This is a genomic window from Pseudomonas sp. P5_B3 (genome assembly GCF_056400405.1).
This window is the reverse complement of record NZ_JBFULI010000048.1, coordinates 36,832-49,180: the sequence shown is the minus strand read 5'-3', so window position 1 is coordinate 49,180 and position 12,349 is coordinate 36,832. Positions and strand designations below refer to the sequence as shown.

At 60.2% G+C, this 12,349-nt stretch carries 10 protein-coding genes and 1 pseudogene; 1 reads left to right on the top strand and 10 read right to left on the bottom strand.

Going from position 1 to position 12,349, the window contains the following annotated elements; all coding sequences use genetic code 11:
* Nucleotides 1-508, top strand: a pseudogene (locus AC1DRN_RS23620) (IS4 family transposase); the annotation flags it as partial.
* Nucleotides 509-618: 110 nt separating this feature from the next.
* Here the strand turns inward: AC1DRN_RS23620 and argE are convergent.
* The 10 genes from argE to AC1DRN_RS23570 form a co-directional block, all read right to left on the bottom strand.
* Complete coding sequence (gene argE, locus AC1DRN_RS23615) at nucleotides 619-1,776, bottom strand: acetylornithine deacetylase (protein ID WP_223458809.1); 1,158 nt, start codon at nucleotides 1,774-1,776, stop codon at nucleotides 619-621.
* Nucleotides 1,773-2,927, bottom strand: a complete 1,155-nt coding sequence (locus AC1DRN_RS23610; RefSeq protein ID WP_223458807.1) for an NAD(P)/FAD-dependent oxidoreductase — start codon at nucleotides 2,925-2,927, stop codon at nucleotides 1,773-1,775. The genes argE and AC1DRN_RS23610 overlap by 4 nt, the downstream gene beginning before the upstream one ends.
* The gene (locus AC1DRN_RS23605) at nucleotides 2,924-4,315 is read right to left on the bottom strand and encodes an FAD/NAD(P)-dependent oxidoreductase (RefSeq protein ID WP_457265717.1); all 1,392 of its coding nucleotides are present in this window, start codon (nucleotides 4,313-4,315) and stop codon (nucleotides 2,924-2,926) included. Before AC1DRN_RS23605 ends, AC1DRN_RS23610 begins: the two co-directional genes overlap by 4 nt.
* A complete protein-coding gene (locus AC1DRN_RS23600; protein WP_457265718.1) occupies nucleotides 4,297-4,605 on the bottom strand; it encodes a (2Fe-2S)-binding protein in 309 nt (102 codons plus the stop codon). The genes AC1DRN_RS23605 and AC1DRN_RS23600 overlap by 19 nt, the downstream gene beginning before the upstream one ends.
* Nucleotides 4,602-6,446, bottom strand: coding sequence for an ABC transporter ATP-binding protein (locus tag AC1DRN_RS23595; RefSeq protein WP_457265719.1), 1,845 nt, complete (start codon nucleotides 6,444-6,446; stop codon nucleotides 4,602-4,604). The genes AC1DRN_RS23600 and AC1DRN_RS23595 overlap by 4 nt, the downstream gene beginning before the upstream one ends.
* Nucleotide 6,447: 1 nt before the next feature.
* Nucleotides 6,448-7,320 carry an ABC transporter permease gene (locus tag AC1DRN_RS23590; protein ID WP_457265720.1) on the bottom strand — a complete coding sequence of 291 codons (873 nt, stop codon included), beginning with the start codon at nucleotides 7,318-7,320 and terminating at the stop codon, nucleotides 6,448-6,450.
* Nucleotides 7,317-8,273, bottom strand: a complete 957-nt coding sequence (locus AC1DRN_RS23585; RefSeq protein ID WP_151213984.1) for an ABC transporter permease — start codon at nucleotides 8,271-8,273, stop codon at nucleotides 7,317-7,319. Before AC1DRN_RS23585 ends, AC1DRN_RS23590 begins: the two co-directional genes overlap by 4 nt.
* Before the next feature lie 46 nt (nucleotides 8,274-8,319).
* Complete coding sequence (locus AC1DRN_RS23580; protein WP_457265721.1) at nucleotides 8,320-9,966, bottom strand: ABC transporter substrate-binding protein; 1,647 nt, start codon at nucleotides 9,964-9,966, stop codon at nucleotides 8,320-8,322.
* A gap of 93 nt (nucleotides 9,967-10,059) precedes the next feature.
* Nucleotides 10,060-11,334, bottom strand: a complete 1,275-nt coding sequence (locus AC1DRN_RS23575) for an NAD(P)/FAD-dependent oxidoreductase (RefSeq protein WP_223458797.1) — start codon at nucleotides 11,332-11,334, stop codon at nucleotides 10,060-10,062.
* A gap of 36 nt (nucleotides 11,335-11,370) precedes the next feature.
* Nucleotides 11,371-12,039 carry a haloacid dehalogenase type II gene (locus AC1DRN_RS23570; protein WP_008017124.1) on the bottom strand — a complete coding sequence of 223 codons (669 nt, stop codon included), beginning with the start codon at nucleotides 12,037-12,039 and terminating at the stop codon, nucleotides 11,371-11,373.
* Nucleotides 12,040-12,349: the final 310 nt, after the last annotated feature.

Below are 12,349 nucleotides of genomic sequence, written 5' to 3'. Positions count from 1 at the left end.
CTTGCCCGACACCGTCAGCGCCGGGCAGATCGCCGAGTTATACCGTCGTCGCTGGAGTATCGAAGGGATGTTCCAGCGCCTGGAGTCGGTGCTGGACAGTGAAATCGAAAGCCTTGGCGCTCCGCGGGCGGCGTTGCTGGGATTTGCTTCAGCGATCCTGGCCTACAACGTCCTGGCAGTGCTCAAGCGCAGTGTGGAACAGGCTCATCGCGAGACATTGCCCAAAGGCTGGGAAGCTTCGATCTTCCATCTGACGGTACAAGTGCGTAGCGGATACGAGGGCATGCAGATCGCACTGCCCTCGGATTACCTGACACTTCAAACGACCTCAGAAACGCTGGCAACACGACTGTTGGCGCTCGCCAGGAATATCAAGCCCAAGCAAGTGGCCAAAAGCATACGTGGTCCCAAAATCGCCAAACCCAAGGAGTGGCTGGACGGCAAAGCTGCGCATGCTCATGTGTCGACGGATCGGGTGCTCAAAGCCCATAAAGGGAAAACACCTTGAAAGGGCTGGCCGTAAGGGCGGAACCCTAAGTAGCCGTGACCGCAGCAACGGATATGTCCCCCCTAAAAATCGGGCAGATGTGTAGATACCTATGCTAAGTGGGCACAGCCCTACAGCCGCAACGAGCCCAACACCCCTTGCAGAAAGTACTCGCCGGCTTCCACTTGGCTGATCTCGATGAACTCGTCAGGCTTGTGCGCCTGTTCAATCGAGCCCGGGCCACAGACCACCACCGGCACATCCAGGCGTTGTTTGAACAACCCGCCCTCGGTGCCGAATGAGACTTTGGCAGTGCCGGTGTCCGGGGCGGCGAAGTTTTTCAGGAAGCGCACCGCTTCGACGCTCGGGTGGGTATCGAGGCCCGGATAGACGTTCAGGGTTTCGATCTCGATATCCGCCGCGCTGGACAGTTTTTTCGCTTCGCGCACGATCACTTCGGCACGCTCGCGCATCTGTTCCAGGAACTGATCCAGGTCGTCCGCCGGCAAGTTACGCACTTCGAAATCCAGGGTGCACAAGTTCGGCACGATGTTCAGCGCCTTGCCGCCGACAATCTGCCCGACATGTACGGTGCTGTAGGGCACGTCATAGTCGGTATCCTGCGCGCCCTGCTCTTGCAGTTGCTGCTGGCTCTGACGCAGTACCGCGATGAAATCGCAGGCCACGTGAATCGCATTGACCGAACGCGGTGCCAGCGAGGAATGCGCTTCCAGGCCGCGACAGTAAGTGCGGTAAGAACCCTTGCCCTTATGCCCGAGCACGAACTGCATGTTGGTAGGTTCGCCAATCACGCACAAAAACGGCCGCACCGGCGCCAGGTGCAGCACGTCGAGCAAACGCCGCACGCCGACGCAGCCGATCTCTTCATCATGGGAGAGCGCCAGCTGCAATGGCCGGTTCAATGAATAGTCGGCGGCATCGAGCATGGCGTCGATAGCCAGCGCGATAAAGCCCTTCATATCGCAACTGCCACGCCCGTAAATCCGTCCGTCCTGCACCGTTGCCTGAAACGCCGGAAAGGTCCAGGCCTGCCCCGCTGCCGGCACCACGTCGGTATGACCGGACAGCAGAATCCCCGGCACCTCCCGCGGCCCGGTACTGGCGAAGAGGTTGGCTTTTTTGCCAGTGGAGTCCTTGACGATCAGCGACTCGATGCCCTTGGTCAGCAGCAGATCGCGCACGTATTCGATCAAGGCCATGTTCGACTCCGAAGAGACGGTGTCATAGGCCATCAGACGTTTGAGAATGTCCAGCACGCGGGGTTTCATGAGACCTTGCTCCGTTGCTCGACTGAAGAAGCGAACCGGTTGATGGAGAACGGCGAAATCGAAGTGCTGGTGCTGCCGGTGCTGATCAGTTCGGCCATCACGTCGCCCACGCCCGGACCGAGCTGGAAGCCATGGCCGGAGAAACCGAAGGCATAGAACAAGCCATCAACGGTGCCGCTTGGCCCCATTATGGGCAGGGAATCGGGCAGGTAACCTTCGATACCACTCCAGACCCGAATGATGTTCAGGTTGCCGACACCCGGCAGCAGGCGACGCATCTGATCGAACTGATTGAGAATGCTGCGCGGCTCGACATAGGCCCGGCGGTTGAGCATGTCCGGCTCGCTACGATAGCCGCCACCGATGATGATGTTTCCACGGGGTATTTGGCGGAAATAAATCACTTCCTCGGGAATCTTGGTATAGACACCGATGACTGTCGGCAAGGCGTAAGGCACTGGCTCGGTCACGGCCATTTGCGGACCATGGGTTTCCAGCGGCACCGGTTCGCCGAATTGCGCCGAGAGTTTTTGGCCCCAGGCGCCAGCGGTGATCAACAGCTGAGCGGCACAGAACTGACGACCGTCGGTGGTGCTGATGTGGAACTCACCGCCGATCTTATGCACCTCGGCCACTTCCGTGCGCTCTTCGATCTGCGCACCGAGGCGTCGTGCCGCGCGGGCAAATGCCGGGGCCGCCAGACGCGGGTTGGCATGCCCATCGTGGGGGGCATAAGAGCCGCCTTTCACATCCGGGCCGAGAAACGGAAAACGCTTGTGTAATTCGTCGCCACTAAAGATCTTCAGCTCCAGCTGCTCTGCCTCAGGGGCGTCTGCGTAGGCTTGCAGCTCGGCGATCTCGTCTTCGCGGTAACACACCCGCATATGCCCGCTGGCGATGAATTCCAGGTCATCGTCGATCAGCTCCGGCAGACGCTTCCATAACGCCCAGGAACGATTGGCCAGTTCCAGCTGCCCGAGGTAACGCCCTTGACGTCGCACGTTGCCGAAATTCACGCCGCTGGCGTACTGACCGATCTGGTCGCGCTCCAGCAAGATCACCGACTGCCCGCGCTGACGCAGGAAAAACGCCGCCGCTGAGCCCATCAGGCCGCCGCCGACAATCACGACATCGGCTTTCTGTACCGTCATGGCGACACCTCCTCGGTGAGTATCGAAAGGGGTTTGACCGGCGCCTGACCCCGTTGTCGGCCGACCTGTTGCACGCTGACGCCCGCGGCAGCGGCAATCACCTCTGCCCCGGCCTGCGAGCAATAACGCCCCTGGCAGCGGCCCATGCCGACCCGGCTGAAGGCCTTGGCCCGGTTAACTTCACAGGCCCCCTTCTCACTGACAGTACGGCGCAACTCGCCGGCCGTGATCATTTCGCAACGGCAGACGATCGCTTCGTCCGGCAGCGCTTTGGCCTGGGCAGAAGGCCACGGAAACGCCTGGGCCAGTCCGAGACGAAACTGATCCATTACCGTCAGCGCGTGCCGTTGTTCGTCGCGCAACCCGATGTTCACCGGATGCTGCAGATCCTCCAGCAGCGCCATGGCCACCAGGCGCCCGGCGTGCTCGGCGGCGTCGGCGCCGCGAATCTTCGAACCGTCACCGGCGGCATACACACCGCTGACCGAGGTCCGGCCGTCTTCATCCGTAGCCAGCCACCATTGGCTCGACGCTTCATCGAAGCGCATACGGCAACCGGCCAGGTCGGCCAGTTGAGTTTCCGGGCGCAGGTGATAACCCAGCGCGACGGCATCGCAATCCACCGTCAAGGTCTCACCACGTGCCGTGCGCACGCGTACGCCACTGACACCGCTGGCCGCATCGCCCTGCACTTGAAGCGGCGAAATGCCCAGATGCACCGGGATCTTCGCGCGATACAACTGCGCCAATAACTTCATCCCGGTGAACAGCAACCCCGGGCGCGCCAGCAGTTTCGGCATGGCAAGGATGCGTTTGCTCAGAGGCGAAGTGTCGAGCACTGCCGCGACCTTCGCTCCCGCCTTCACATACTGACTGGCAACCAGATACAGCAAAGGCCCGCTGCCCATGAACACCACGCGGTGGCCGATGGACACAGCCTGAGATTTCAGGGCGATCTGCGCACCGCCGAGACTATACGTGCCCGCCAACTGCCAGCCTTCGATCGGCATCAAGCGGTCGGTGGCACCGGTGCAGAGGATCAGCGCGTCGTAATCCACCGTCGAGTGCTTGCCCTGGCTGACACAACACAGTTGCCCCGGTGTCAGGTTCCACACCAGCGTGTCCGGGCGATAGTCGATCTGCCCGCGCAAACGATCGAAGCTCTGGTGCAGATCGTTGGCCTTGGCGGCTTCGGTGCCATACAGCGTGGCGTAATCCCGGGTAAAACCTTCGGGCTGGCGACGGTAGATCTGCCCGCCATCCCGGCGATTCTCGTCGATCAGGATGGGCTTTAATCCAGCGGCGACCAGGGTTTCGGCACAACGTGTACCGGCCGGCCCGGCGCCGACGATAACGACTCGATGAGTGCTCAGCCGCGCAGTGGCCATATCGCCTCCGGTTGTGTGGTGACAATATCCAGGCCTTCACGGACCTCATTGGAACAGGCGCGTAGACGCTCGCCTCTGCGGGTCCAGACCCAACAGTCCTGGCAGGCTCCCATCAGGCAGAAACCGGCGCGGCGGCCCGAATCGAACTCCGATTGGCGCAAGGCCGAACCCTGAGTCAGCAACGCGACCATCAGCGTATCGCCCTGCAGCGCCTCGATAGGCTTGCCGTCTACCTGAAGTTTGATGATGGGCCGGCCCTGTTCGGCCAGCCTTACGAAACGCCCGTTCATGCATAGACTCCCGCGGTCATGCTGTTTGAATCCTTCTGGGTTTTCAGCAACTCGGCACTGTCGTGATGGCAAAGGACTTCACTGCCGCCAACAATCATCCGMCGGTCCGGCGCAACGCAATTGCACAGACCGTCAACCCGCACCGGGCAGCGATTGAGGAAGGTGCACAGCCCCGGCACATTGGCTTTTGCACCAATGGGCGGCAGCGTGCCACAGGTCGTTGTTCCGCAGCTTTCCAGCCAGCCCTGACGCAACTCCGGCACTGAGTGGATCAACAGATCGGTATAGGGATGGAAGGGTGCTTCAGCGTACGATTGTCGAGTACCGGCCTGAATCTTGTGGCCGCTGTACATCACCACAATGTCGTCGCACAGGGCTCGCACGGTGGAGATGTCATGGCTGATGAACAGATAGGACACCCCCAGTTGCTGGCGCAGGTCGCGCAGCAGTTCGAGAATCGCTGCACCGACCACGGTATCCAGTGCCGAGGTCACCTCGTCGCAGAGAATCAGATCCGGTTTGGCAGCCAGGGCCCGGGCCAGATTGACCCGTTGTTTCTGCCCGCCGGACAGTTCGTTCGGACGACGTTCAGCCAGCGTGCGCGGCAAACGAACGAGATCCAGCAACTCACCGATACGCTCGCGCAAAGCCGCACCCTTGAGGCCGAAATACATCTTCAGCGGGCGACTCAGAATAGTGCTGACGCTGTGCATCGGGTTGAGCGCGGTGTCGGCATTCTGAAAGACCATTTGAATACGTCGGAACTGCTCATCGGTGCGCGACGACAGGCTGCCACCCAGGGGCTGGCCATCGAAGGTCAGTCCCCCGAGCGCCGGCTCCAACAACCCGGCCACCACCCGCGCCAAAGTCGACTTGCCAGAACCTGACTCACCGATGACGCCAATCGCCTGGCCTCTGCGAACCGTCAGATCAATGTCCTCCAATACCAGGATCGATGGCATGCCATGCGCGTTTTTGTTGCCGTAACCGGCGGTCAGTCCCTGGATAGTCAGCAAAGGCGTGTCTTCAGCGACACCGCAGGGTGGACGGATGGTGGTGTCCGGCCGTGCTGCCGCCAGCAAGCTGCGGGTGTATTCGTGGGCCGGGCCTTTAAGCAAGGGTGCCGTGGCGCTCTGTTCGAAGATCTCGCCGCCATTGAGCACCACGATCTGATCGGCCATCTGCGCCACCACGGCCAAATCGTGGGATACGTAGACTGCCGTCGCGCCACGTTCGCGTACCACTCGTTTGAACGCCCGCAGTACATCGATCTGGGTGGTCACATCGAGTGCCGTCGTCGGTTCGTCGAGCACCACCAGCAATGGATCGCTGATCAGCGCCATGGCCGCCATCACCCGTTGCAGTTGCCCGCCGGAAACCTGATGAGGGTAACGCTGGCCAATGTGATCGGGGTCTGGCAGGGCCAGGTCGCGGAATAACTCGATGGCCTTGGCCTCAAGCACAGTCCTGCTGCCCAGGCCATGAATCAACGCGCCCTCCACCACTTGGTCGATGAGTCTTTTCGCCGGATTGAACGCCGCGGCGGCGCTCTGGGCGATGTACGACACACGGTTGCCGCGCAAGCCTTGCAGCTCGCCTTCGCTCAACGCCAGCATGTCGTGTTCGCCGACCTGCACCACCCCGCCCGCCAACCGACAACCGCGTCGGGCATAACCGAGTAACGCCAGGGCGATAGTGGTCTTGCCGGAGCCGGACTCACCGATCAACGCCAGCACTTCGCCTTTCTGCAGGGAGAAGCTTACGCCCTTGACGATTTCCACATCACCGAGTTCGCCACAGGCGACCACTCGCAGGTCCTGAACGCTAATTAATGCACTCATTTCAATGACCTCCCGAACGTCGGCTACGTCGCGACGACAGTCGGTCGATAAACAGATTCACACCGATGGTCAGGGTGCCGATGGCCAAAGCCGGAATCACGATGGCAGGCGCACCCTGGTAGAGACCGCCGATGTTTTCGCGCACCAGCGACCCGAGATCGGCATCCGGCGGTTGCACACCCAGGCCAAGAAAACTCATACCGCTGAGCAACAACACGATGAAACCGAAGCGCAGCCCCAGATCTGCAAGCACCGGGTTGAGCATATTCGGCAGAATTTCCACGCAAGCCACATACAACCGGCGCTCGCCACGGGTACGAGCTACCTGCACGTACTCCAGCGCTTCAATGTTCACCGCCATGCTGCGGGCGATGCGGAATGCACCCGGGGTGAAGCTCAATACCGCCGTGCAGATCAGCAAGGTGACCGAGGAGCCGAAAGCCGAGACCATGATCAACGCCAGCATCTTGCTGGGGATCGAGATGAAGGCGTCCATCAAGCGACTGATCAACTCATCCAGCCACTTCGGCGACACCACCGACAGCAACGCGAAGCTGGTGCCCAGACCACTGGCCAACACCGCCGCCACCAAGGCCAGGCCGACGGTGAATCGTGCGCCGACGAGGATCCGGCTGAGCATGTCGCGGCCCAGGTAATCGGTGCCGAACGGGTAAGCAGCGCTCAGGTTTTCGAAGACATTGTCGGAGACCACTTCCCCCACAGGATGCGGTGCCAGCCACGGGCCGAAGATGGCTACCAGCAACCAGATCACACACATCGCGGCACCCACCAGGCCGAGCCAGGACGATCCGTGGGAAACCTTGCCCAGCGCCAATTTTGTAGTAGCCGGCGATTTCACAATGAGATTGTTCATTGATTTCTCAGCCTCGGATTGGAAAGAATCGCGCACAGGTCGGCAATCAGCACCAACGTCAAATACGCCGTACAAAACAGCATGGTGCAGGCTTGAACCAGGGCCATGTCGCGGTTGGTCACGGCATCGACCATCAGGCTGGCGATGCCGGGGTAGTTGAAGATCGTTTCAACGATCACCACCCCGCCCAACAGGTAAGACAGGCTCAAAGCGATGGCATTGGCGATGGGCCCGATGGCGTTGGGCAAGGCATGGCGTAGAACGATCCGAATCTTGCTCACACCTTTGAGTCGGGCCATCTCCACGTAAGGGCTGTCGAGCTGATCGATCACCGCCGCCCGGGTCATGCGTGCCATCTGCGCGACAATCACGCAGCACAGCGTCATCACCGGCAAGGCGTAAGTGCGCATGAATTGCCAGGGTGATGTGATGTCACTGGCGTAGGACAACGCCGACAACCAACCCAGGTTCACCGCGAAAATCAGCACTGCCAGGGTCGCAACCAGAAACTCTGGCACCGCTACCATGGTCAAGGTAAAAAAGCTCAGGACACTGTCGATGCGCCCGCCCCGGCCCATGGCCGAACCGATGCCCAGAATCAACGCCACCGGCACTGATACCAGCGCCGTGGCGGCCGCCAGCATCAGGGTGTTGGGCAGACGCCCGGCCATCAAGTCGCTGACTGGCATGGCGTTGGATACCGACTGCCCCATGTCACCGCTAAGCAGGCTCATCAACCAGTGCAGGTAACGCAACACACCGGGCTGATCCAGCCCCATTTTCAGGCGCAAGGCTGCCACCTGCTCGGGCGTGGCGAACTGCCCCAGAGACTGTTGTGCCGCGTCTCCCGGCAGCACCGCCGTGATGGCGAACACCACCATGGACACAATCAACAAGGTCACGATCGCCGCGCCCAGGCGCCGGCCGATCAACCACAGAGTGTTGCTATTCATCACCCTATCCTCATGCTATGTAACTGCAGCAAAAACCCGACTTTCATCAAGCGTCCAGCCAGACCTGCTCGGCAAACATGTACCCCATGAAACCGCCCAGGGGGTTGGTGCCGTAGCCCTTGACTCGCTGATCGGCGCCATCGATGTTGCTGATGAACACCGGCACGCCAATACCGCTGTGCTCATGCACCAGGGTTTGCATATCTGCGTACATCTTGCCGCGCTTGGCCTCGTCGGTTTCACCTCGGGCTTGTACCAACAGTTGGTCGAACTGTTCGTTTTTCCAGCCGGACTCATTCCAGGGTGCTGTCGACTGGAAGAACTGCGAGAAAAGCATGTCGGCATTGGGCCGCGGATTGATGTTGCCAAAGCTCAGTGGGTGCTTCGCCCAATGGTTGGACCAGTAGCCATCGCTCGGCAGACGGTTGACGTCGAGCTTGAGCCCCGCCTGTTTGGCTGACTGCTGCAGCAGCACGGCGATGTCCACCGAACCGGTCGCAGCCGGCGAGCACATCAGCGGCATAGTGATGCTTTCCATGCCGGCCTTTTTGAGCAGGAACTTGGCTTTTTCCGGATCGTAGGCACGTTGTGGCAGGTCGGCGTTGAAGAAGCGCGCACCGGGTGCGATCGGGTGATCGTTGCCGACCCTGGCGTAGCCACGGAATATCGCCGACTTGATCTGCTCGCGGTCCAGCAAGTATTTCATGGCCTGGGTGAATTCCGGGCTTTGGCCTGGCATCTGGTCCTGACGAATGATCAGGTCAGTGTAGTTACCCGACGGCGAGTCCACGACCCGATGCCTGGTGCTGGCCTTGATGCGAGCCGTTGAGCGCGGGTTAACCTCGTTGACGATGTGCACGTCGCCCGACAACAGGGCGTTGATCCGTGACGGCTCGTCGGCAATGGCGATAAATTCGATCTCGTCCAGATACGGCAAGCCGGGTTTCCAGTAATTGGTATTGCGCACACCAATCGAACGCTCCCCGGGCTTGAACTCCTTGACCTTGAACGGACCGGTACCGATGCCCTGGCTGAAATCGCTCGTACCCTCGGGAACGATCAACATGTGAGAGATGGCAAGAATCGACGGCAATTCAGCATTCGGGCCGCTCAATTGAATCTGCACTTCGTGGGTGCCGACGGCCTTGACCTCAGCGAACTGCGACGCGAGCGGCAGGACCTTGGAACCGGTGATCGGGTCCTTGTGCCGCAACAGGGAAAACACCACGTCAGCGGCGGTCAGGGGCTTGCCGTTGTGGAAGGTCACTTCCTTGCGCAGGCTGATGACCCAGAGCGTGGCGTCAGTGGTTTCAATTCGCTCGGCCAACTCCAGTTGCGGCACCATATGGCTGTCGAAACGGGTCAGGCCGTTGTAGAACATGTAGTGACGCACGTAGTCGGTGGACGACGAACCTTTGGCTGGATCCAGGGTGTCGGCGGTGGAGCTGGACGAGCCTGCAACGCGGATACGACCGCCAGGCTTGCCTTTGCCAGGGCTTGCACCTTCATCATCGGCAAACAGTTTGCCAGCGGCGCCGAACAGACTGCCAGCCCCCACTGCGGCCACCCCTGCCAACCCCAGCATTTGCAATGCATTGCGGCGTGACATGCCGCGATTGAGCCCTTCAAAAACACGCAGACTTTCTTCACCGGTGATCAACTGGGAGTCGATATTCTTTTTATCGTCAGTCATGTCAGTCCAACCTTTCGCAAATGATAAGGCTCAAGTGCTGGCGATTAAGCGCAGCGTGATTGAAACGTAAAAATGAGAAGCAACCACATGAACTCAGTGCAGGTAGTCCTGCAGGCGGTAATACGCACCCACCAGAGGCAGGAACCAGGGTTTGCCGAAATGCCCGGGAATGGCTGGCCAATCGAGTTCGCGCCACGGGTTGGCCTCGACCTTGCCGGCCATTACCTCGGCCATGACCTGCCCCATGTGTACCGACATTTGCACCCCATGACCGCTATAACCCATGGAGTAATAAACCCCTCCATGCTGCCCGGCCCGGGGCAACCGATCGGAGGTCATATCCACGAGACCACCCCAGCAGTAATCGATCTTCACGCTAGCCAGTTGCGGAAACATCTGGACCATCGCCGCCTGCAATACCTTGCCGCTCTTGGCGTCGGAAATGCTGTCGGACATGGCAAACCGGGCACGACCGCCAAACAGCAAGCGGTTGTCCGGCGTCAGGCGGAAGTAGTTACCGATCATGCGGCTGGTGACATAGGAACGCCGTGCCGGTAGCAAGCTGTCGATCAGGGCCTGCGGTAGCACCTCCGTGGCGATCACGAAACTGCCCACCGGCACGATCCGCCGCCGATACCAGCCCAATCCGCCCTGCTGGCACGTGCCTGTGGCCAGCAGAATTTGCGTGGCGTGTAGCGAGCCCTTGGTGGTGTTGACCTGATAGCCGCCAGCGCTGGCTTTCCAGTCCGTCACCGACACGCCCTGAAAGATCGATGCGCCGTGACGTGCTGCTGCTTCGGCAAGCCCGACACCGAAGCGCCCGACATGCATCTGCACGCCGTTGCGCTGCAGCATGCCTCCATGGAACTGGGCCGAGTTGGCTTCAGCACGGGCTTCTTCTGGAGAGAGCAACTCGACGTCGGCGTCGACCTCCCGCCGAATCAATTCGCAGGTGCGCGCCAAACCTTCGTAATGCATCGGTTTGGCGGCCAGCTTCAGCTTGCCATTGCGCTTGAGGTCGCAGGCAATCTGCTCCTGCTCCACCAATGAAACGACGCTCTGTACGGCGCTTTCATAGGCTTGGTAATAAGCACGCGCCTTATCAGCGCCGAGGCTGGCGCTGAGTGCCGCGTAGTCTTGGGCAACGCCGGTGCTGCAGTGGCCACCATTGCGCCCCGAAGCCTCGCCAATCACTCGCCCTCCTTCCAGCACCACCACACTGGCCCCCTTCAAGGCCAGGGCTCGGGCCGCCGCCAGGCCGGTGAGACCACCACCGACGATGGCCACATCGACCTGCCCGGGCAATGCGCCGAGCTGAGCACCGGTGAATTGCGGTGCGGTATCGAGCCAATAGGACTCACTGCCCATGTCTAACCCCTTTTGCCTTGAAGAGTGCCCTGAGACTCAGAGACCGACCAACCCGGGCAATGCGCCGATATCCGGGATCTGGTGGTAGCCATAGACGGCATTCGCCGGCTGTTCATGACCACGAGCAACGAAGGCTTTGTTCTTGATCTTCATGTCGTTGGCCGGCATCAGGTCATAACGAAAGCTCGAGGACACATGCAGAACGTCTTCTGGGCCGCAGCCGAGGTTATCGAGCATGAACTCGAAGGCGGCCAGGCGCGGCTTATAGGCTTGGGCTTGTTGGGCGGTGAAGACTTTATGGAAAGGTGCGCCGAGCTTGTCGACGTTGGACATGATCTGCTCGTCCATCGCGTTGGAGAAAATCACCAGGGGAATCTTGTCGGCGATTTTCGCCAGGCCAGCCGGCACGTCGGCATGTGGCCCCCAAGTCGGTACGGCGTCGTAGTAGAGCTGGCCTTCGCCTTTGTACTCGACACCCCAACGCTTGCAGACCCGCGCCAGGGCGGTCTTGATAATCTCATCATACGGCCGCCAGTCACCCATCACCTGATCCAGACGATAGGCGGAGAAGTCCTTGACGAACTGATCCATTTGCTCAAAAGGGACACGATCGGCGAACAGTTCGCGCGTCATGTTTCCCATTTGAAAGTTGGTCAACGTGCCATAGCAGTCAAAGGTAATAAACTTGGGTCGAAGAAAGCTCATGAGTGCGGTCCTTAATGATTGTTGAGGTCATGACGGGGCAAACAGTTACTCCGCTCTGGAAGCATCGGAGCAACGCTGCATCACGGATTTATTACAACACCAAGAGACCATGCATAAACTGTTAAAAGTATAGGCTGCTTGGTACAAACCACCGTTTTGCAGGGCTTGCTCAGCAGACTTTGCGGGATGCTCCAGACTCGGGCGCTCCAGCCCCTGTTTCTACGCCTTTGCGGGCTGTTATGGTGCGCTGGCAAGCCATGCACAACGCCATGTGCGGCAGTATTCATGACTGGCGGAAGGAGATCGGGGG